This window comes from Amycolatopsis sp. VS8301801F10, assembly GCF_046195355.1.
Taxonomy (GTDB): Bacteria; Actinomycetota; Actinomycetes; order Mycobacteriales; family Pseudonocardiaceae; genus Amycolatopsis.
On record NZ_CP176065.1, the window covers coordinates 3,994,113 to 4,015,217 of the forward strand.

Below are 21,105 nucleotides of genomic sequence, written 5' to 3' on the forward strand. Positions count from 1 at the left end.
CGCGTGATTTGTCTGCCCGCATTCCTACGTCTGTGGACAAGTAGTTTCCCTTCACTCGGAAGAGACCTAGTTGTCCACAGATCGCCGAGCGGTCTTGCTAAATCGCCGCCGTGCTTTCCCGGACCGCCAGGGACACCGGGAGTTCGACCGGCGGCGGCGCCGGTTCCCCGGCCAGGAGGCTCAGCACCAGTTCTCCGGCCGCGCGTCCCTTGCCCGCCAGGTCCTGGCGCACCGTCGTGAGGGGTGGTTCAGACCACGCGGCCTGCGGGGTGTCGTCGAAGCCGACGATCGAGACGTCGGCGGGCACGCGCAGGCCCAGCCGGTGGGCGGCGGCGATCGCGGCGAAGGCCAGCTGGTCGGACATGCACAACAGGGCCGTCGGACGCGCCGGAGCGGTGAGCAGGTCCGTCGCGGCGGCGCGGGCGGTCGAGGCGGAGAGCCACGGGGCTTCGGTGATGGTGAGGTCGCTGATCCCGGCCGCGGACAGCGTGTCGACGTATCCGGCGAGGCGTTCGCGGGTGCCGTGGAAGGCGCTGGAAAACTCGGTGCCGGAAAGGCGGGGCGCGGCCAGGATGCCGAAGCGCCGATGGCCTAGCTCCACTAAATGGCGGGCGGCCAATGACGCGCCGCCGCGGTCGTCGCAGCCGACTCGGGCCGTTTCCGGGAGCGGCGGCTGGTCGATGACCACCAGCGGCAAACCCCGTGCTCGCACGGCTTCCAGCGCGGGCGTGCCGTCGGCGAGGGAGTACGCGACGGCGATATCCGCTTGTGCGGCCAGCACTCGCGCCGCGGGCGGGCCTTCCTCCGCCTCGCGACCGGGCAGCAGCAACAGGGCGTTGCCGGTGGGTTCCACGGTTTTCGCGAGCGCGTCCAGGGTGATCGACAGCGCGGGGTCGGAGAAGGCCGCCGACAGCGACGAATCGAGCAGGAAGGCGATCGCGCCGGTGCGGCTCGTGGCGAGGCTGCGGGCGGTCGGGTTCGGGCCGGGGTAACCGAGTTCACCCGCCACGCGCAGAATCTGTTCCCGCAATTGCGCCGACAGCTGGTCAGGCCGGTTGTAGGCGTTCGACACAGTGGCGCGCGACACCCCGACCGCCTCCGCGACGTCGTCCAGCGTCGGGCGGCGGCGACGGCTGCTGGTCATCGGCGGAGCATAGAGGAAAGCCTTGCCGCGCACCGGATTCCGCCCGGCGTACCGGCTCGACCAGCGCAAACACCGCAAGCGGGCGAAACCGGCGCGCGCCCCGCCCCCTGTGCCCCCGCGCGCGAGACCGGCCTAGTCTCGTACCGTGACCTCGGAACCTGTGACGAAACCGAACCGCGGCCGCAAGACGAGCGTGCTCCCGCTGCTGTCGGTCGGAGTCGTGCTCGGCGCGGTCGTCGCGGTCGGGCTCGTCGCGCTCACCGGCGGCGCGGGCTACGTCATCGCCGGGCTGCCGGACCCCGGGCTCGTCACGCGCTACGGCGTCACCGTGGTCCGCGTGCTCGCCGAAGCGGCGTCGGTCGTGTGCGTCGGAGCGTTGCTGCTGGCCGCTTTCCTCGTGCCGCCGCAGAAATCCGGCACGCTCGCCGCCGAGGGGTACGCCGCTGTCCGCACCGCGGGAATCGCCGCGTGGGTGTGGTTCGCCGCCTCGATCCTGTCCGTCGCCTTCACCGCCGCGGACAGCGCGGGCAAGCCGTTCGGCGACGTCCTTTCCCCGGACACCCTGCTCAGCCTCGTCGGCGCGATCGAGCAGCCGAAGGCGTGGCTGTGGACGGCGCTGATCGCGCTCCTGCTCGCCCTCGGCTGCCGCCTGGTGCTCAGCTGGGGCTGGACGGCGGTGCTGTTCTTCCTGTCCGTCGCCGGGCTCGTCCCGGTCGCGGTCACCGGGCACTCGGCCAGCGGCGGTTCGCACGACCTGGCCACCAACAGCCTGCTGTTCCACCTCGTCGCGGCCGCGCTGTGGGTCGGCGGCCTGCTGGCCGTGCTCGCGCTCGGCTGGCGCCGCGGCAAGAACCTCAGCCTCGCCGCGCAGCGATTCTCCAAGCTCGCGCTGGTCTGCTGGGTCGTGATGGCGGTGTCCGGCATCGTCAACGCGCTCGTCCGGATCAACCTCGGCGACCTCTTCACCACCGACTACGGCCTGCTCGTCGTCGCCAAGATCGTCGCGTTGCTGCTGCTCGGCGTCTTCGGCCAGCAGCAGCGCAGCCGCGGCGTGGCGAACCTCGTCGACGGCAAGGGCGGCAGTCAACTGCTTCGGCTCGCCGCGGTCGAAGTGCTGATCATGTTCGTCACCATCGGCATCGCGTCCGGCCTCGCGCGCACACCGCCGCCGCCGGACGCGGTCACCCAGCCGGGCACCGTCGAACTCCTCATCGGCTACGACCTCCAGGGCCCGCCGACGTTCTGGCGGCTGCTCACCGACTGGCGCTTCGACCTGATCTACGGCACCCTCGCGATCGTTCTCGCCGGTCTCTACCTGGCCGGCGTGCGGCGGCTGCGCAAGCGCGGCGACGCGTGGCCGGTCGGCCGGACCGTGTCGTGGCTCGCCGGCTGCCTGGTGATCCTGCTGGCCACGTCGTCGGGCATCGGCCGGTACGCGCCCGCGATGTTCAGCGTGCACATGGGCACCCACATGCTGATGTCGATGGTCGCGCCGGTCCTGCTGGTGCTCGGCGGCCCGGTCACGCTCGCCCTGCGCGCGCTCCCGCCGGCCGGCCGCGAAGCCCCTCCCGGGCCGCGCGAATGGCTGCTGGCGGCCGTGCACTCGCCGGTGTCGCGGTTCCTGACGAACCCGATCGTCGCGCTGCTGCTGTTCGTCGGATCCTTCTACGCGCTGTACTTCTCCGGCCTCTTCGACAACGCGCTCAACTACCACTGGGCGCACCTGGCGATGAACGCGCACTTCCTGCTCGTCGGCTACGTCTTCTACTGGCCGGTGATCGGCGTCGACCCCGCGCCGCGGCGGCTGCCGCCGGTCGGCAAGCTCGGGATGATGTTCGGGGCCATGCCGTTCCACGCGTTCTTCGGCGTGATCCTGATGAACATGCAGACCGTGATCGGCCGCGAGTTCTACACGTCGCTGAAGCTGCCGTGGGTCGGCGACCTGCTCACCGACCAGCGGCTCGGCGGCGGCATCGCGTGGGCCTCGGGCGAGGTGCCGGTGCTGCTCGTGCTGATCGCGCTGCTGGTGCAGTGGGCGCGGCAGGACGAGCGCGAGGCGAAGCGGCGCGACCGGCGCGAGGAGACCACCGGAGGCGAGGAACTCGCCGCCTACAACGCGATGCTGAAGAACCTCGCCGAGGGCAAACGGGCGGAATGACTCCCCGGAAGTGATATCGCCGGAGTGAGGACGACCTGACCCTCGGTAGCGCGGTGGTGACCGCCGTCAGGCCGCCGGAGGAGCCACTCTACGATCGACGGCATGGCCGAGTTCATCTACACCATGAAGAAGGTGCGCAAGACCGTCGGGGACAAGGTCATCCTCGACGACGTGAGCACCGCGTTCTACCCCGGAGCCAAGATCGGCGTCGTGGGCCCGAACGGCGCCGGCAAGTCGACCGTTCTCAAGATCATGGCGGGGATCGAGCAGGCCAGCAACGGCGAGGCTTTCCTTCAGCCGGGCGCGAGCGTCGGCATCCTCATGCAGGAGCCGGAGCTAGACGAGACCAAGACGGTCCGGCAGAACGTCGAGGAGGGCCTCGGCGACACCAAGAAGAAGCTCGACCGCTACAACGAGATCGCCGAGCAGATGGCGACCGACTACAGCGACGAGCTGATGGAGGAGATGGGCCAGCTCCAGGAGGAGCTGGACCACGCCGACGCCTGGGAGCTCGACTCGACCGTCGAGCAGGCCATGGACGCGCTGCGCTGCCCGCCGCCGGACGAGCCGGTCACCCACCTCTCCGGAGGCGAGCGCCGCCGCGTCGCGCTGTGCAAGCTCCTGCTGTCCGCGCCCGACCTGCTGCTGCTCGACGAGCCCACCAACCACCTGGACGCCGAAAGCGTGCTGTGGCTGGAGCAGTTCCTCTCCAACTACAAGGGCGCCGTCCTCGCGGTCACCCACGACCGGTACTTCCTGGACAACGTCGCCGAGTGGATCATGGAGCTCGACCGCGGCCGCGTCGTCGGCTACGAGGGCAACTACTCCACCTACCTGGAGAAGAAGCGCGAGCGGCTCGAGGTGCAGGGCAAGAAGGACGCCAAGCTGGCCAAGCGGCTCAAGAGCGAGCTGGAATGGGTGCGGTCCAACGCCAAGGCGCGCCAGACCAAGTCCCGTTCGCGGCTCGACCGCTACGAGGAGATGGCCGCGGAGGCGGACAAGCACCGCAAGCTCGACTTCGAGGAGATCCAGATCCCGCCGGGCCCGCGCCTGGGCAGCGTCGTGGTCGAGGTCGAGAAGCTGCGCAAGGGCTTCGACGACCGGGTGCTCATCGACGGGCTCTCGTTCAACCTGCCGCGCAACGGCATCGTCGGCGTGATCGGCCCGAACGGCGTCGGCAAGACCACGCTGTTCAAGACCATCGTCGGGCTCGAGGAGCCGGACGGCGGCTCGGTCAAGATCGGCGAAACCGTCAAACTGTCCTATGTGGACCAGACGCGCGGCGGGATCGACCCGAAGAAGACCGTGTGGGAGGTCGTGTCCGACAAGCTCGACTACATCCACGTCGGGCAGACCGAAATGCCCTCGCGCGCGTACGTGAGCGCGTTCGGCTTCAAGGGCCCGGACCAGCAGAAGCCGGCCGGCGTGCTGTCCGGCGGCGAGCGCAACCGGCTCAACCTCGCGCTGACGCTCAAAGAGGGCGGAAACCTGATCCTGCTGGACGAGCCGACGAACGACCTGGACGTCGAGACGCTGGGCTCGCTGGAGAACGCGCTCGAGCAGTTCCCCGGCTGCGCCGTCGTGATCTCCCACGACCGGTGGTTCCTCGACCGGGTCGCGACGCACATCCTCGCCTGGGAAGGCACCGACGAGGACCCGGCGAAGTGGTTCTGGTTCGAGGGCAACTTCGAGGGCTACGAGAAGAACAAGGTCGAGCGCCTCGGCGCCGAAGCGGCGCGTCCGCACCGGGTCACCCACCGCAAGCTGAAGCGCGACTGACCGGCGCGGGGGGTCCCGAGTGGAAACCAGCAGGCACAACCGGCCCAGCCCGTCCGCGACCGCGGACGGGCGGCCCGCCGTTGCCGGTGGCGGGACCCTCGCCGACCTCGGCCGGCTCATCGACCGGGCGGAATCGCTGCGGTTGCGGGCGCCCGAGCTGTCGCTGGTGCTCGGCGAACGCTCGGCCGCGCTCGCGGAGGCGGCGGGCGCGGACGGGCACTGGATCCGGGCGGAAGCGCTCGTGGTGTCCGCTCGCGTGCGGACCGGGGCGCGGACGTCCACGGTCGGCCGCGCGGTCGCGGCGTTGCGCGCGGCCGAACACGCCGGCTACGTCACGACGGCGGCGCGGCTGCGCGTCGACCTCGCGATCTGCGCGCGCAGCCTCGGCGTCCCGCTGATGGGGCTGGCCGCGCTGCGGCCGGTGCTGTCCGAGGACGTGCCGCCGTCGCTGCGCGCGGAAGCGCTGTGCCACCTCGTCGGGTGCCTCGCCCCGTTCGGCCGGAAGGCGGAGCTGGACCGGGTGCTCGTCGAGGCGGACCGGCTGCTGGTGGCCGACGATTCGCTCGACGCCGACGACCGGCTGCTCATGCGGGCGTTGCTGCGCAACGGGACCGCGGCGCACCGGCGCCGGCACGGGGACCTCACCGCGGCCGCGGACGCCGCGCGGACCGGGCTCGGCTTCCTCGAGAAGATGGACCGTCCCGGCGACGACGGCGGTCTCGTCCGGATCCGGCTCGTGCTGCAGCTGGTGAGCACGCTGCTGGACCGCGGCGACGCGGACATGGCTTACGACATCGCCGAGCCGATGCTGCGGGAACCGGTCCGGGCCGCCGGGGTCGCGCCCGCGGCGTGGCTGCGGCTGGCGGTCGCGACGCGCATCCACCTGCCCTCCGGAGCCGGGGACGCCGCCGCCGAGCTGGTGGGGGAGGCCGTCGCGGCCACCGACCGGCACGGGCTCGCGGCGGTCACCGCGCGGCTGTGGCTGGAGCTGGCGCAGATCGAGGAACGGTTCGGCAGCGCGGAGGAGGCCATCGGCTGCCTGCACCGGGCCCGGGCCGCCGAACACGTGCACGCGCGCGCCCGGCGCCAGGCGTGCGGGCTGATCGCGGGCGAGCTGGGCGGGGACTCGGTCGCGTCGATGGACCTCGACGACGTTCTCGCCGCGTCCGCTCCGCGCGACGGGCGCCCGGTGTCGATGGAGGTCGAACCGCGGGTCGCCGCCGAGGAGACCTCGGTGCTGCCGGCGATCCGGGACGTCCCGGCCGAGCGGCCGGACCCGGTCGCGGCTCCGTTGCCGGTCGTTCCGGCGCAGGTCGAGGTGCCCGCGGAGCCGGTTTCGGCGGCGGCCTGGGTCGAGGCTGCGGAGAAGAAGCCGGCGTGGTCGTTCCGCCGGGCCGCCGCGGAGACGGAGGCCGAGCAGACTTCGGTGCTCCCGGCGATCCGGGAGACGGCCGAGGAGGCTCCGCGGACCGGCGGACGGCGGCGGGCCGAGGACCGCAAATCGCCGGTGCTGCCGGGGTGGGCGCGGCCGTTCGGGCGGAAGAACGCCGACGCGCCCGCGCCGCGGAAACGGGCGGCTGCGGACGACGCGAAGGCGGAGCCGGTCACGGAGAGCGCGGCGGGTCGGCGGGCGGAAGCGGCTCAGGCTGCCAGCGCGGCCGAGGCGAGGGCTTCCCAGGTCGCGGAGAGGCGGCCGGAAGCCGCGCAAGGGGCGAAAAACCCGGTCGCGGAGCCCGCGCCGGGGCGGCGTCGGGCGGAGAATGCGCAGCCTGCTGAGGACACGCAGGTCCGGTGGCCGGAGAAGCCGCGGGCGGACGAAGCGTCCGCTCGCCGGGAAGAGAAGCCGCGGTCCGAGGAGCCGCCGGTGCGGGCGGCGGAGGAGACGCGGGCCGAGGAGCCGCCGGTGCGGGTGGCTGACGAAACGCGGTCCGAGAAGCCGTCGGTGCGGGCGGCTGACGAAACACCGGCTGAGGAGGCGCCGCGGTTCTCGCTGCGGATGCCGGATCTGTCGGACATTCTGCCGGAGCTGCCGCTCGCCCCGGCTCCCGCGGACGAGCCCGCCGCGCCGTTGTGGGAAAGCGCCGAGTGGGCGCAGGAGGAAGCGGCCCGCCGCGATTCCCGCGGCCGCAAGACCCGGCACGACGCCGAACACGGCTCGGTCGCCGCGAAGTCCGTGCTGGACCGGCTGGGCATCACCGCCACCGGCGGGGGCGGCGGACGGCGCCGCGCCGACGAGGCCGACCGTCCCGAACCCGCCGCGGCGGAACCGGAAACCGCGTCGCCGGACAAGGCGGAGCTGGCCCCCGCGCCGCGCCCGGAGGAACCCGAGCCGGTCGAGGAGCCCTGGCTGCCGCGCCTGCGGATGCCTCCGGCGCTGGACCCGCTGTCGGACATCGACGCGTGGACGCCGTCGGAGCAGCCGTTCCCGGAGAGCTACGCGCGAGCCATCGCGGAGGACGAACCGCCGCCGGACGCCGGTCTCGCCGAACTGCTCGCCCGCGCCCTCGCCGAACACCAGGCGGGCACCGCGAGCGCGGCCGCGCTGATGAAACGCCTCGGCCCGAACGACGAACCGAAGCCGATCAACGGCCGCGCGACCGCGGACCGGCACCGCACCAACGGCGACTGAAAGTTCTTGCACCGCAGGGGAAGTGCTGGCTCGGGAGGGCAGATTCCGCGGCGGGGCGGGGGATCGCGCACCGACGCGGACGCGGCTTGGGCCCCGGACTTCTGCGGGCGAGTGCGGCCCGCGCCGTCGGAAACTTCGTCGGCGCGGTGATTTCCCGCGGCTTCGGCCCGTGAGGGTTCCCTTCACGGGATCTGATTCCCCCAGGGTTCCCTGCACGGTCTTCTGCGGGCGAGTGCGGCCCGCCCCGTCGGGAAAACTTCGTCGGCGCGGAGATTTCTGCGGCTTCGGCCCGGGGTTCCGTGAGGGAAACCCGCACGGAATCTGATTCCCCAGGCGTCCGCTCCCGGACTTCCGCGGAGCCGAAGCGGGAGAAAGTCGGTCGCCGCTTTTTCCCACTGCACCAAGCGCTTTTCCCAGTCACTGGGCGGACGCGCCGGGATTATGCAGCACAAGCCACCCGAAGCCCGCCGGTCCGCGAAGCGTCCGGCTCCCGTCCGCCGCAACGGAAGAATTAGCCCGTACGGGTGGGAATTCTCGCAGGAGAGGGACGCAACCTTTTCCGTTCTCGCCGCGGGCGTTACGGGAGCTGAACCGATCCCGAAGCGGCTCCCGGAGCATCGGAACCCGCGCTCCGGCCTCGTGCCAAGCCTTTTGCCGGGAACCGCCGCCGGCGAACTCGTCGGTAGCTGAACCGATCCCGCGCGGGGGTGCCGCCGGGGACCCCGGAAGCGAACCTTAAGTCTTTCCTTGCCGCGCACAGGGGCGTTCGAAGGCGGATTAGGGTGAGGGAAGTCCGGCACGTCGTGGTGACGGACGCATCTCGGTCTCGCACACTGGAGAGTTGCTCAATGAGCTCGACGGGAGTTTCGTCCCCGCCCGATGTCGGCACCGAAGCCGGCGCCGCCCGCCGCACGACGGCCAGCCCGGAGCAGATCCGGGACGAGCTGATCGACACCGCCGCGGCGCAGGCACCGGAGATCGCGGACCTGATCCGCTTGTACTACCGGCACATCCCGGCCGACGAGATCGTCGGCGACGAGCCGGTCGCGCTCGTCGGCGCGGTGCGTTCGCACCTGCAGCTGGCGAAGCACCGCATGCCCGGGCGCCCGGCGGTCCGGCTGCTGAACCCGACCACCTCCGAGGACGGCTGGACGCGCGACGCGACCGTCGTGCAGGTGGTCACCGACGACATGCCCTACCTCGTGGACAGCGTCACCGCGGAGTTCGCCCGCGACGGAGTGCAGGTGCAGCGCATCGTGCACCCGATCGTGGTGGTGAGCCGCGGCCTGACCGGCGAGCTGGAGGGCCTGCACCTCGACGCCGACCCGGCCGATCCGCCTGCCGGCGCGTCCGCGGAATCGTGGATGCTGGTGGAAATCGACCTCGTCACCGACCCGCAGCGGGCGCGCGAGCTGGACAACCGGCTGACGTCGGTGCTCGGCGACGTGCGCGAGGTCGTCGAGGACGCCGAGAAGATGGCGCAGACGGCCTGCTCGCTCGCGGAAACGCTGGAGCAGCATCCGCCGAAGCTGCCCAGCGACGACGAGGTCACCGAGGGCGCGCGGCTGCTGCGCTGGCTCGCCGACGGCCACTTCACCTTCCTCGGCTACCGCAAGTACGAGCTGGTCGACAGCCCGCAGCCGGACAGCGACGAGCCCGCCCTGCGTGCGGTTCTCGCGTCCGGGCTGGGCGTGCTGCGCCAGGACAGCCTCGCCGCGCGCAGCCTCACCGCGGGGCCGGACAGCTCGGTCGACGCGCTCGCGCCGTCGCTGCTCGTGCTCACCCAGGCCAGCGCGCCGAGCACGGTGCACCGTCCGGTTTATCCGTATTACGTCGGCGTGAAGACGTTCGACGAGCACGGCAAGGTCACCGGCGAGCACCGCTTCCTCGGCATGTTCACCACCACCGCGCTGCACGAGAACGTGCTCGACATCCCGGTGGTCGGCCAGCGCGTGCGCGAGGTGATCCACCGCGCCGGGTTCCCGATGGAGTCGTTCTCCGGCCAGCGGATGCTGGAGGTGCTGCAGAACTGGCCGCGCGCGGACCTGTTCTCCGCGGACACCGAATCGCTGTACTCCACCACCACCGGCGCGATCACGCTGTCGGACCGCCGCCGGCTGCGGCTGTTCCTGCGCCGCGACCCGTACGGCCGCTTCTACTCCTGCCTGGTCTACCTGCCGCGCGACCGCTACACCACGCGTTCGCGGCTGGCGATGCAGGAAGTGCTGCTGGAAGAACTCGAAGGCACGCAGCTGGAGTACAGCGCGCGCGTCGGCGAAACGCTGCTGGCGCAGGTGCACTTCATGGTGCACACCGATCCGTCGAACGTGCTCGAACCGGACACGCTGCGGATCCAGGAACGGCTGAACACCGTCGTGCGCAGCTGGGACGACCGGCTGGTCGAGGCGATCATCGCCGAACGCCGCGAGCGCGTCGGCGACGGCAGCCCGACCGGGATGACGGGCGAGGAGTCCGCGGTCGACCGGGGGCAGCGCTTCGGCGCGGTGTTCCCCGAGGCGTACAAGGAGGATTTCACCGCCGAGGACGCGCTGGCCGACCTGGCCAAGCTCGACACCCTCTCGGACGAGGGCGACCTCGCGCTGTCGTTCTACCTGCCCGCGGACGCCGAACCCGGCGAGCGGCGGTTCAAGCTCTACCTGCGCGGCGAGGGCGTCACCCTGTCCAAGGTGCTGCCGGTGCTGCAGGCGATGGGCGTCGAGGTGGTGGACGAGCGGCCGTACGAGCTGTTCCGCGAGGACGGCGGGGCCAGCTGGATCTACGACTTCGGCCTGCGCGTCGACAAGAAGGGCCTCGAAGAGGCCGACGAGGCCGCCGCGGTCGAGGTGCGCGAGCGGTTCCAGGACGCGTTCCACGCGGCGTGGCGCGGCGACGCCGAGGTCGACGGGCTCAACGGGCTCGTCCTGCGCGCCGGGCTCACCTGGCGCCAGGCCGCGGTGCTGCGGGCCTACTCGCGCTACCTGCAGCAGGCGCGCAGCCCGTTCTCCCAGTCCTACATCCAGAACACGGTCGTCAAGCACACCGAGGTCGCGAAGAAACTGTTGCGGCTCTTCGAAACCCGCTGCGATCCGCAACTGTCCGATGTGGACCGGAAAACGCACGCGGAATCGCTGACCGCCGAGATCTCGTCGATGATCGACGAGGTCACCAGCCTCGACGAGGACCGGATCCTGCGCCGGCTGCTCGCGGTCGTCAACGCGACCCTGCGCACGAACTACCACGTGCGCGACGCCGACGGGAACCTGCGGCCGTACCTGGCGCTCAAGCTCGACCCGAGCGGCGTGCCGGAACTGCCCGAGCCGCACCCGAAGTACGAGATCTTCGTGTACTCGCCGCGGGTGGAGGGCGTGCACCTGCGCTTCGGCGAGGTCGCCCGCGGCGGCCTGCGCTGGTCGGACCGGCAGGAGGACTTCCGCACCGAAATCCTGGGCCTGGTCAAGGCGCAGGCGGTGAAGAACGCGGTGATCGTGCCGGTCGGCGCGAAGGGCGGCTTCGTGGTGAAGCGCCCGCCGGCCCCGACCGGCGACGCCGGGGTCGACCGCGACGCGCAGCTCGCCGAGGGCATCGCCTGCTACCGGATGTTCATCTCCGGCCTGCTGGACCTCACCGACAACCGCGTCGAGGGCGAAACCGTGCCCGCGCCGAACGTGGTGCGCCACGACGCCGACGACAGCTACCTGGTCGTCGCGGCGGACAAGGGCACCGCGAAGTTCTCCGACATCGCCAACGAGGTCTCGGCGCAGTACGGCTTCTGGCTCGGCGACGCGTTCGCCTCCGGCGGTTCGGTCGGCTACGACCACAAGGCCATGGGCATCACCGCCAAGGGCGCGTGGGAGAGCGTGAAGCGGCACTTCCGCGAGCTGGGCAAGGACACCCAGACCGAGGACTTCACGGTCGTCGGCATCGGCGACATGATGGGCGACGTCTTCGGCAACGGGATGCTGCTGTCCAAGCACATCCGGCTGGTCGCGGCGTTCAACCACATGCACGTCTTCCTCGACCCGAACCCGGACGCCGCGTCGTCCTACGAGGAGCGCAAGCGGCTGTTCGAGCTGCCGCGCAGTTCGTGGGACGACTACGACCGCTCGCTGATCAGCGAGGGCGGCGGGATCTACCCGCGCTCGGCCAAGACCATCCCGATCACCCCGCAGGTCCGCGAAGCGCTCGGCCTCGACGAGGGCGTCACCAAGCTCGCGCCGATGGACCTGATCCAGGCGATCCTGCTGGCCCCGGTCGAACTGCTGTGGAACGGCGGCATCGGGACCTACGTCAAGGCCGAGAGCGAAAGCCAGGCCGCGGCGGGCGACAAGGCCAACGACGCGATCCGCGTCAACGGCAACCAGCTGCGCGTGAAGGTCGTCGGGGAGGGCGGCAACCTGGGCCTCACCCAGCTCGGCCGGATCGAATTCGCTCGCAATGGCGGCAAGATCAACACCGACGCGCTCGACAACTCGGCCGGCGTCGACTGCTCCGACCACGAGGTCAACATCAAGATCCTGCTGGACCACCTGGTGGCGACCGGCGAACTGGAGCACGCGCGGCGCAACGAACTGCTCGGCGAGATGACCGACGAGGTCGGCTCGCTCGTGCTGGCCGACAACTACCGGCAGAACGCGGTGCTCGGCGTCAGCCGGGCGCACGCCGGGCCGATGGTGTCGGTGCACGCGCGGCAGGTGTCCGCGCTGGTCGCCAAGGGCGCGTTCGACCGCAAGCTGGAGGCGCTGCCGACCCCGTCGCAGTTCCGCGCGCTGGAGAAGGCGGGCGAGGGCCTAACCTCGCCGGAGCTGGCGACGCTGCTCGCGCACGTCAAGCTCGACCTCAAGGACGAGCTGCTCGCCTCCGACCTGCCCGAGTCCGAGGTGTTCACCCGCAGGCTGCCGGAGTACTTCCCGGCCCCGCTGCGGGAGCGCTTCGCCGCGGCGATCGCGCAGCACCCGCTGCGCCGGCAGATCATCACCACGCTGATCACCAACGAGCTGGTCGACGGCGCCGGCATCTCGTTCGTCTACCGCCTGATGGAGGAGATGAACGCGACCGCCACCGACGCGGTGCGCGCGTACGCGGTGGTCACGCACGTCTACGACCTGCCGAAGCTGTGGGCCGAGATCGACGCGCTGGACAATGTGGTGCCGACCGAGGTCGCGGACGGGATGGTGCTGGAGACGCGGCGGCTGCTCGACCGGGCCGCGCGCTGGTTCCTGACCAACCGCCCGCAGCCGCTCGCGCCGCTGGCCGAGATCAACCGGTTCGGCCCGGTGCTCGCGGAACTCGGCCCGAAGCTGGGCGAGCTGCTGCGCGGGCGCGAGCTGGAGTCGGTGGAGCAGGACGCGGCCGCGCTGGTCGAGAAGGGCGTGCCCGCCGATCTGGCCCGCCGGGTGGCGCTGCTGCTGCACAGCTACGGCCTGCTCGACGTGGTCGAGGTGGCGGAGCTGGCCGAACAGCAGGTCGGGCTCGACGCGACGCACACCCCGGCGGACACCGCCGAGCTGTACTACGCGCTGTCGGACCACCTGGACATCGACAAGATGCTCACCGAGATCAGCGCGCTGGAACGCGGCAACCGCTGGCACGCCCTCGCCCGGCTCTCGCTGCGCGACGACGTGTACGGTTCCCTGCGCGCGATCGCGCTCGACGCACTGCGGCACAGCGACCAGGACCTGTCCGTCGACGAGCAGATCGAGCAATGGGAGAAGGCCAACGCGTCGCGGCTTTCGCGGGCGCGCGTGGCGCTGGACGAGATCACCCGTTCCGGGCGGCTCGACCTCGCAACGCTGTCCGTGGCCGCGCGCCAGATCCGGAGCACGGTGCGGTGACATTCGTTTCCCACGTCCAGCCGCGATGGTCGGACATGGACGTGTACGGGCACGTCAACCACGCGAACGTGGTGACGCTGCTCGAAGAGGCCCGGGTGCCCGTGCTGTTCGGCGAAGCCGAGCGCGCGGGGCTCACCGAACTGCCGAAGGGCGTCGTAGTCGTGAAGCTCGCGGTGCATTACCGCGCGCCGATCGTCGCGGCGCCCGGCCGTTCGGTGCGCGTGGAGCTCACGCTCACCGAGCTGAAGGCCTCGACGGTGACGCTCGGGTACGTCGTGCGGACCGGCCCGGAGGCGAGCGATCCGGTCGCGGTCACCGCGGAGACCGTGCTGGCCCCGTACGACACGGTCAACCTCCGGCCGCGCCGGCTCACCGACGAGGAATCCGAATTCCTCAAGCGGGTGCTGGCCGATGCCTGAGCTGCGGATTCCCGATCCGGACGACCGGGAGACGCTCAGCGCGTTCGTCGCCCGCGCGGTGCGGCTGGACGGCACGACCGCCGTCCGGCTGCGCCGCCGGGGCGACGACGTCGTCGAGGCGTGGACGGCCACCCCGTTCGACGTCCTCGCGACCCGCGCGGTGGCCGGGACGGTGACCCCGGCGGACGTCACCGTGTCCGGCAACGAACTGCTCGCGGCGCTCGCTGTCGCGGGCGGCGAGGTGATGGACCCGGGTCCGGCGCGCGACCTGCTGTGGCACGCCGAGCTGCCGGTGTCCGACCGGTGGCGGAAGGTCGACGAGCTGCCGGTCGGCGTGGTGTCGGACCTCGCGGACCGCGGCGTCGCGCTCGCCCGCGACAACGCCGGACCGCACGGCACGCCGCCGGCCTCGCTGATGGACCAGGCGGTGCTCACCGTCACCGGGGGAGACCTCGAGGTCAAGGTCCAGATGCGGTGCCTGTTCGCGCTGTCCGGGATGGGCTTGTTCGATTCGTCGATCGACGGCGACGTGGTCCGGGTGACCGCCACCGATTCGTGGCTGCGCCTCGACGCCCGCTACGGCGCGGTGCTGAAGCGGCGCCAAGCGTTGCTGCCGCTGGTTTTCTGAGCCGATCCGCTGGCGGGAGCCGTCCGGCGATGTCATCGTGAACGGATGACGGACCCCGACGGCGACCCGACCGCGGACTTCCTCGCCGAAGTCCGGGCCGAGGAGACGCCGTGGCGCACCGACCGGCCCGCGGACGCCGATCCCGCGCCGGAAGCCGGACCGGGACCGGGACCCGGCCGCGCCCGGTCGGTGGTGCGCGCGGTGGGCGAGGCCGCGCCGTACGTGCAGGCGGGCCTGTTCGCCGCGTGGATGGCCACGTCGATCGCGGACTCGGCCGACGGCGGCGGCCAGACAGGCGATGGCGGCGGCTAGCCGGAGCCGGCCGCCCCGACTGTCCACGATGGACTTCGTGCCCGGCGGACCTCCGCGCGCAGGCGCGGATTTCGCCCGCGGCGGCGGCCAGACGGGTTGATCTGGGCTGTGGGCTTGTCCCAGCGGGTAGAGTCGGGGTGCGGTCCAGCTGCCGGATGCGGGATCCGGTGCGACCCCGATCATCGCGACCGCCGCCCTTCGCGCGATTCGACGACCCCGGTTCCCGCGCGAAGCGGATGCGGCGGCGGAAGAGGAGACCCATGCTCCTGTCCGGTCCGGAACGCCCGATGTCCCTGCCCGCCGCGGACGATCCGCAGGCGCTGCGGCGCGTCCTAGCCGACTACGTGCGCGAGGTCGCCGCCGCGGTCGGGGTGTCGGCGGAATGCACGTCCTGCGAGGTCGCCGACACGGTCACCGCGTATGTCGCGCTGAGCGGGCGGTCGCCGCGGTTTCCCGGGCGGGATCTGATGCTGGTGTGGAGCGTGCGGCAGGGCTGGACCGTCGCGGTGGAGACGACGCCGTCGGAGGCCCCGCAGGTGGTGGCCCATCTGGGCGGGGACGTGACGCCCGCGCCGGAGCGGGTGCGGCAGTTCGTCACCGAGGTTTTGCGCTCGGCCGAGGCGGCCGGGAGCCCGGGGCCGGCGCTCGCCGCGCCGGGCGGCGGCGACCTGCGGACCCGGCTCGAGGAGCGGGTCCGCAGGTCCTGAAGCCGCTCAGGCGGCCTTGAGCTTGCGGGCGAGGCGTTCGGGCCGGGGCCAGCGCACGTGCGAGGCCCAGCGGAACTTCTCGAACATCCAGATCAGCCGCGCCGAGATGTCGAGCTGGCCGCGGCCGACGCCGTGCCGGGCCCCGGTCGGGTCGGCGTGGTGGGAGTTGTGCCAGGACTCGCCGAAGGACGCGATCGCCAGCGGCCAGAAGTTCGCCGAACGGTCGCGCGCCTCGAACGGGCGCTCGCCGATCAGGTGGCACAGCGAGTTGACCGACCAGGTCACGTGGTGCAGCGCGGCGACCCGGACCAGCCCGGCCCAGAAGAACGCGGTCAGCGCGCCCCACCAGGTCATCGTGATCAGCCCGCCGAGCAGCGCGGGCAGCAGCAGCGTCGCGGCGGTCAGCACCGGGAAGAGCCGGTCGATCCGCTTGAGGTCGGAGTCGTCGAGCAGGTCCGGCGCGAACCGGCGCGGGTTGGTCCGGTCGCGGCCGAACAGCCAGCCCATGTGCGCGTGCCAGAAGCCCTTCGCGAGCGCGGCCGGCGACGTGCCGAAGCGCCACGGCGAATGCGGGTCGCCGTCTCGGTCGGAGTAGGCGTGGTGGCGGCGGTGGTCGGCGACCCAGTCGATCACCGGTCCCTGCATGGCCATGCTGCCCGCGACGGCGAGCGCGATCCGCAGCCCGCGGCGGGCGCGGAACGCGCCGTGGGTGAAGTACCGGTGGAAGCCGACGGTGATGCCGAGGCCGCTGACGCAGTAGAACGCGACGGCGAGGCCGACGTCCAGCCAGCTCAGCCCCCAGCCCCAGGCCAGCGGCACCGCGGCGGCGACCGCGAGGAGCGGGACGACGGCGAAGAGCTTCACCAGGAAGGCCTCGGTGCCGGTCTTGCGGCCGGCGAGGATGGGCTGCGGCGTTTTCGGGGGACGCTGGACGGTGCTCTGGGTTTCGATGGGTAAACGCTCCTACTCGAGCTGGTCCGGCCGCCGCGCTCTGCGGGGCCGAGGCCGATGCCGCGGCGCGCACCGCGGCGGCCGGGGGACCGCCTCGGGGGACGCGCCGTGCGCTGCGAACTGACCGGGCAGGGGAGGGCCGTGCGGCCAGTCGCGACCTGTCCTGGTCAACGGGTGATCTCGCGTCCGGGTTCCCGGAACGCGGAAGACCTTGTGCGGCCGGGGGAAGTCACCGGGCCGCACCGGGGTGCCGAACGATTTCGGCCGCCGGGGACGGGAACGTCCGCTTCGGCGCGGGTCCCCTGGTGCGGAAAACCTTCCGCACCAGGGGAAACACCGGGGAAACTCAGACGGCGCGAACGCCGGTGGCCTGCGGGCCCTTCTGGCCCTGGCCGACCTCGAACTCCACGCGCGCGTTCTCCTCAAGGCTGCGGAACCCGTTGCCCTGGATCTCGGAGTAGTGCACGAAGACGTCGGCGCTGCCGTCGTCCGGGCTGATGAACCCGAAGCCCTTTTCGGCGTTGAACCACTTCACGGTGCCTTGCGTCATAAAAACGATCTCCATCGGACTCACAACAGATGCCACCTCGGCATCCGGGTCTGGCAACCGACGGTGTGCCTTCCGAAAGAGAAACACCACGCCCGCTACATCTTGCGAGCGGGCTGCGGGACGTACCCACCGCGCGAACACAAAACACGACCGTCTTCAGTAAAGCACGCCCGGGCCGGACCCACCAGTGCCGCCGCCCGAACGGTCCATTGTGGACGTCCCGGCGCGCGCGGCGGGGGACGGCTCGCGGGCGGGCCGGGGCGGGGGAGTAGCGTCGACGGGGTCGAGAAGTCCCACCGTGCGCCGGCGCTCGAGCCGGCGTCGTCCCCGGCGGGTCCGCTTCCCGCGGCGCCGCCGGTGGCCCCTTCCACCTCGACGAGGAGCGACATGCGCTCGGAACGACGTCCGCTGTCCGCCGAAACCAGTGAATTCGCCCGTGCCCGGGTGTCCGCCGAACAGGACCTGCGCGTCCAGCAGTGCCACGCCGCCCGCACGGTCGCGGGACACGCGCACGATGTCGACGACCTGCGGGGATTGCTCGCGATGCTCGGCCTGGAGGCGGGTGCCCGCGTCTGATCCCGGCCCGGCCCGGCCGCCGAGAGGCGGACCGGGCGACGGCCGGGTTTTCGAGGCCTGAGCCGCCCCCCCGGGCGGCGGAGAGGCCCGGGCTACGCCAGCCAGGCGGCCGAATCCGGCGCGAGCCTTCCGTCGACCAGCGGGCTGCTGGTGAGCAGCACCTCGCCCGGCGGCAGCACGATCGAGCTGGCCGAGGTGTTCAGCGCGCAGATCAGGCCGCCCCGGCCGCGGCGGAACGCGAAACAGCCCGCGGGCGCGCCGAACCACTGCAGCTCGTCGCCGCCGCGGAACGCCGGATGGTGTTTCCGCAGCTCCACCGCGCGCCGGTACAGCGACAACGTCGATTCCGGGTCCTCGAGCTGCCGTTCCACGGTGAGCGGCGCCCAGTCCGCGGGCATCGGCAGCCACGTTTGCGCGGTGCGCGAAAACCCGTACGGCGGAAGCGTGCCCTCCCAGGGCAGCGGCACCCGCTCGCCGTCGCGGCTGAACTCCGGGCCCTGCGAGCGGGCGCGCGGGTCGGTCATCGCTTCCGGCGGCAGGTCGGCGTTCGGCAGGCCCAGCTCCTCGCCCTGGTACAGGTAGACCGCGCCGGGCAGGGCGAGTTCCACCAGCGCCATCGCGCGCGCCCGGCGGAGACCGGTGGCGCCGCCGCCGTACCGGCTCGCCGCGCGCCAGACGTCGTGGTTCGACAGCGTCCAGGTGGCCGGAGCGCCCGCCGTGCGCGGCACCGCGAGCGAACGCTCGATCGACGTGCGCATCGCGTCCGCGTCGAAATGGGTGAGCACCAGGCGGAAGTTGAACGCCAGATGCAGTTCGTCCGGACGCAGGTAGCGCGCCAGCCGCTGTTCGTCCTGCACCCAGATCTCGCCGACGGCCATCGCGTCCGGGTACTCGTCGAGCACCTTGCGGATCAGCCGGTGCACCTCGTGCACGCCGTCGTCGTCGAAGCGCGGGTCGCCGGGCGCGCCGCCGCCGTGCGAGGGCGTGTCCGGGTCCATGTCGGGCAGTCCGGCGGGCTTGGCCATGCCGTGCGCGACGTCGATCCGGAACCCGTCCACGCCCCGGTCGAGCCAGAACCGCAGGGTCCGCTCCAGATCGGCGCGGACGTCGGGATGGGCCCAGTTCAGGTCGGGCTGCTGCGGCGCGAACAGGTGCAGGTACCACTGCCCGTCCGGCACCCGCGTCCACGCCGGCCCGCCGAACACGCTGACCCAGTTGTTCGGCGGCTCGGCCCCGCCGGGACCGCGGCCGTCGCGGAAGTGGTAGCGCTCCCGCTCCGGGCTGCCCGGCCCGGCGGCCAGCGCGGACTTGAACCACGCGTGCTGGTTGCTCGTGTGGTTGGGCACGACGTCCACGGTGACCCGGATGCCGCGCCGGTGCGCCTCGGTGAGCAGCACGTCGAAGTCGCCGAGGGTGCCGAACATCGGGTCGACGCCGCGCGGATCCGCGACGTCGTAGCCGTGGTCGGCCATCGGCGAGGGGTAGAACGGCGTCAGCCACAGCGCGTCGACGCCGAGCAGTTCCAGGTAGCCGAGCTTGCTGCGGATGCCCTCGAGATCGCCGATGCCGTCCTCGCCCGAATCGGCGAACGACCGCACGTAGATCTCGTAGAACACCGCGTCCGACCACCACGACGGCCGCGGAAGGCGCTCCGGCCGCCGTCCCGCGACCCTGCGTCTCATCAGACGAAACTGTTCATCATGCTGTGCGCGGCCATTTCCAGGTACGCCCACAGCTGGCTGAGGTACGGCTCGGGCAGGTTCTCCTCGTCGATCGCGATCCGGATGCAGCGCAGCCACGCGTCGCGTTCGATCGGGCCGATCTTGAACGGCGCGTGCCGCATCCGCAGCCGGGGGTGTCCGCGCTGGTCGGAGTAGGTGTGCGGACCGCCCCAGTACTGGATGAGGAACAGCCGGAACCGTTCCTCCGCCGGGCCGAGGTCCTCCTCCGGGTAGAGCGGGCGCAGCACCTCGTCGCGGGCCACTTCCTCGTAGAACCGCTTGATGATCCGGCGGAAGGTCGGTTCGCCGCCCACCGCCTCGTACAGGTTCGCCGGTTCCGGCTCGCTCACAGTCGACACCCCTCCATCTTGCCCTGTCTCAGCTCCGCGGCGCGCCCGACTGCTTGTCCTGCATGGACGACAGCAGCCGGCCGAGCGGCGGTTCGAAACCGGCCTCCTCCAGCGCGCCGAGCAGCTGCCCGCGCAGCTTCCGCTGCACCGCCCACTGCTTGCCCGGCCGCACCTTGACCGTCAGGCGCACCACGATGCCCTCCGGCGTGACCTGTTCGACGCCGAGCATCTCCGGCGGCTCCAGCACGTTCGCCGCGAGCGCGTCCGATTCGACCGCCTTCGTGGCCGCGCCGCTGAGCACCTCGGTGGCCTTGTCGACGTCCGCGGAGTAGCTCAGCGGGACGTCCACCACGGCGTAGGCGAAGCCCTGGCTGGAGTTGCCGACGCGCAGCACCTCGCCGTTGCGGACGTACCAGACGGTGCCCTTCAGGTCGCGCAGCGTGGTGATGCGCAGGCCGACCGCCTCGACGGTGCCGGTCGCCTCGCCGATGTCCACCACGTCGCCTACGCCGTACTGGTCCTCGATCATCATGAACATCCCGGAAAGGAAGTCCTTGACCAGGTTCTGCGCGCCGAATCCGAGCGCGACGCCGACGATCCCGGCCGAGGCGATGATCGGGGCCAGTTCGATGCCCAGTTCGCCGAGCACGAGGATGAACGCGAGGCCGTAGATCAGGAACGTCGCCAGCGACTTCAGCACCGAGCCGATCGTCTTGGCACGCTGCCGGCGGCGCTCCACGACGGCGGTGCCGAGCATCTCCGGGGCGCGCTCGCGAAGCGGCCGCAACAGCGAGGGGATCTTGCCGTTTCCGCCCGAGGCCGGGAGCGTCGTGACCCGCTCGATCACCCGCTTGGTGAGATAACGCACCACGAACGCGATGACGAGGATCATGATGATCTTCAGCGGCTTCGTGAGGAGCCAGCCCGCCGACGCGGCGAGCCACTCGTTGTGCGTGACCGAGTAGACCTGGGCGCACCACGACCCGGCCTCGGAGATGCAGCTGGGCGGAGCGCTGAGCACGGCATTCACTGGCGGAGAAAGTCCCTTCTCGCTTCGTTGCCCCGGCGGCGCGCAAGCGGCCGGCGGGTGGCCGCCGGGTCGCGGGTATGTGACACGTCACAGAACACGCGTGCGCCGGGGCCCTGATGTGTGGTCGACTATGCCTGCACCGGTGGAGGTGGTCGAGTGCCAGACCGACAACCCGTCCCCCTCGGCGGAGCCGGCCAAGCCATGGCCGGGCAACCGCCGGAGGCGATCCTGCGTGCCTGCCCGGGAGGGTCCGCATCCGGCGGCTCCGTCCCGTCCGGGCCGGGGACCCGTCCAGGGGGAGCATCCCGTCCGCCCGGACA

15 protein-coding genes are annotated in these 21,105 nt (G+C 71.8%); 9 read left to right on the forward strand and 6 right to left on the reverse strand.

Annotated elements, in window-relative coordinates; all coding sequences use genetic code 11:
- Positions 1-97: 97 nt before the first annotated feature.
- On the reverse strand, positions 98-1,144 hold the full coding sequence (locus F9C11_RS18845) for a LacI family DNA-binding transcriptional regulator (protein ID WP_409186174.1): 1,047 nt from the start codon (positions 1,142-1,144) through the stop codon (positions 98-100).
- A gap of 145 nt (positions 1,145-1,289) precedes the next feature.
- On the opposite strand from F9C11_RS18845, the gene F9C11_RS18850 reads away from it, so the two are divergent.
- From F9C11_RS18850 to F9C11_RS18885, 8 genes are all read left to right on the forward strand, one after another.
- Positions 1,290-3,302 (forward strand): cytochrome c oxidase assembly protein, encoded by a 2,013-nt coding sequence (locus F9C11_RS18850; RefSeq protein WP_409186175.1) that lies wholly within the window; start codon positions 1,290-1,292, stop codon positions 3,300-3,302.
- Positions 3,303-3,404: 102 nt separating this feature from the next.
- Positions 3,405-5,081, forward strand: coding sequence for an energy-dependent translational throttle protein EttA (gene ettA, locus F9C11_RS18855; RefSeq protein ID WP_409186176.1), 1,677 nt, complete (start codon positions 3,405-3,407; stop codon positions 5,079-5,081).
- Positions 5,082-5,100: 19 nt separating this feature from the next.
- Positions 5,101-7,710 carry a hypothetical protein gene (locus tag F9C11_RS18860; protein ID WP_409186177.1) on the forward strand — a complete coding sequence of 870 codons (2,610 nt, stop codon included), beginning with the start codon at positions 5,101-5,103 and terminating at the stop codon, positions 7,708-7,710.
- 848 nt (positions 7,711-8,558) lie between these two features.
- The gene (locus tag F9C11_RS18865) at positions 8,559-13,541 is read left to right on the forward strand and encodes an NAD-glutamate dehydrogenase (RefSeq protein ID WP_409186178.1); all 4,983 of its coding nucleotides are present in this window, start codon (positions 8,559-8,561) and stop codon (positions 13,539-13,541) included.
- Positions 13,538-13,960, forward strand: a complete 423-nt coding sequence (locus F9C11_RS18870) for an acyl-CoA thioesterase (protein WP_409186179.1) — start codon at positions 13,538-13,540, stop codon at positions 13,958-13,960. Before F9C11_RS18865 ends, F9C11_RS18870 begins: the two co-directional genes overlap by 4 nt.
- Positions 13,953-14,588 carry a hypothetical protein gene (locus F9C11_RS18875; RefSeq protein WP_409186180.1) on the forward strand — a complete coding sequence of 212 codons (636 nt, stop codon included), beginning with the start codon at positions 13,953-13,955 and terminating at the stop codon, positions 14,586-14,588. The genes F9C11_RS18870 and F9C11_RS18875 overlap by 8 nt, the downstream gene beginning before the upstream one ends.
- Positions 14,589-14,633: 45 nt before the next feature.
- On the forward strand, positions 14,634-14,900 hold the full coding sequence (locus F9C11_RS18880; protein WP_409186181.1) for a hypothetical protein: 267 nt from the start codon (positions 14,634-14,636) through the stop codon (positions 14,898-14,900).
- A 260-nt stretch (positions 14,901-15,160) separates the two neighbouring features.
- Entirely contained in the window at positions 15,161-15,607 is a 447-nt protein-coding gene (locus tag F9C11_RS18885) for a DUF6292 family protein (RefSeq protein ID WP_409186182.1), read from the forward strand.
- A 6-nt stretch (positions 15,608-15,613) separates the two neighbouring features.
- On the opposite strand, the gene F9C11_RS18890 is transcribed toward F9C11_RS18885, so the two are convergent.
- Both F9C11_RS18890 and F9C11_RS18895 read right to left on the reverse strand, forming a co-directional pair.
- Complete coding sequence (locus tag F9C11_RS18890; RefSeq protein ID WP_409186937.1) at positions 15,614-16,510, reverse strand: acyl-CoA desaturase; 897 nt, start codon at positions 16,508-16,510, stop codon at positions 15,614-15,616.
- Positions 16,511-16,904: 394 nt separating this feature from the next.
- Complete coding sequence (locus tag F9C11_RS18895) at positions 16,905-17,108, reverse strand: cold-shock protein (protein WP_101434095.1); 204 nt, start codon at positions 17,106-17,108, stop codon at positions 16,905-16,907.
- A 387-nt stretch (positions 17,109-17,495) separates the two neighbouring features.
- Between F9C11_RS18895 and F9C11_RS18900 the strand changes: the two genes are divergently transcribed.
- On the forward strand, positions 17,496-17,684 hold the full coding sequence (locus F9C11_RS18900) for a hypothetical protein (RefSeq protein ID WP_409186183.1): 189 nt from the start codon (positions 17,496-17,498) through the stop codon (positions 17,682-17,684).
- A 92-nt stretch (positions 17,685-17,776) separates the two neighbouring features.
- Here the strand turns inward: F9C11_RS18900 and F9C11_RS18905 are convergent, their stop codons facing one another.
- Genes F9C11_RS18905 through F9C11_RS18915 form a run of 3 tightly spaced genes read right to left on the reverse strand, consistent with a single transcriptional unit; the run spans position 17,777 to position 20,785 of the window.
- Positions 17,777-19,366 carry a glycoside hydrolase family 13 protein gene (locus F9C11_RS18905; RefSeq protein WP_409186184.1) on the reverse strand — a complete coding sequence of 530 codons (1,590 nt, stop codon included), beginning with the start codon at positions 19,364-19,366 and terminating at the stop codon, positions 17,777-17,779.
- The gene (locus F9C11_RS18910; protein WP_369806064.1) at positions 19,366-19,755 is read right to left on the reverse strand and encodes a globin; all 390 of its coding nucleotides are present in this window, start codon (positions 19,753-19,755) and stop codon (positions 19,366-19,368) included. The genes F9C11_RS18905 and F9C11_RS18910 overlap by 1 nt, the downstream gene beginning before the upstream one ends.
- A gap of 28 nt (positions 19,756-19,783) precedes the next feature.
- A complete protein-coding gene (locus F9C11_RS18915; protein WP_409186185.1) occupies positions 19,784-20,785 on the reverse strand; it encodes a mechanosensitive ion channel family protein in 1,002 nt (333 codons plus the stop codon).
- Between the last annotated feature and the right edge of the window lie 320 nt (positions 20,786-21,105).

What these genes read in the sequence shown, in the direction of transcription:
- F9C11_RS18845 (WP_409186174.1), bottom strand. Translation starts at nt 1,144, where the DNA reads ATGACCAGCAGCCGTCGCCGCCGCCCGACGCTGGACGACGTCGCGGAG.
- ettA (WP_409186176.1), top strand. Translation starts at nt 3,405, where the DNA reads ATGGCCGAGTTCATCTACACCATGAAGAAGGTGCGCAAGACCGTCGGG.
- F9C11_RS18865 (WP_409186178.1), top strand. Translation starts at nt 8,559, where the DNA reads ATGAGCTCGACGGGAGTTTCGTCCCCGCCCGATGTCGGCACCGAAGCC.
- F9C11_RS18875 (WP_409186180.1), top strand. Translation starts at nt 13,953, where the DNA reads ATGCCTGAGCTGCGGATTCCCGATCCGGACGACCGGGAGACGCTCAGC.
- F9C11_RS18880 (WP_409186181.1), top strand. Translation starts at nt 14,634, where the DNA reads ATGACGGACCCCGACGGCGACCCGACCGCGGACTTCCTCGCCGAAGTC.
- F9C11_RS18885 (WP_409186182.1), top strand. Translation starts at nt 15,161, where the DNA reads ATGCTCCTGTCCGGTCCGGAACGCCCGATGTCCCTGCCCGCCGCGGAC.
- F9C11_RS18895 (WP_101434095.1), bottom strand. Translation starts at nt 17,108, where the DNA reads ATGACGCAAGGCACCGTGAAGTGGTTCAACGCCGAAAAGGGCTTCGGG.
- F9C11_RS18900 (WP_409186183.1), top strand. Translation starts at nt 17,496, where the DNA reads ATGCGCTCGGAACGACGTCCGCTGTCCGCCGAAACCAGTGAATTCGCC.
- F9C11_RS18905 (WP_409186184.1), bottom strand. Translation starts at nt 19,366, where the DNA reads ATGAGACGCAGGGTCGCGGGACGGCGGCCGGAGCGCCTTCCGCGGCCG.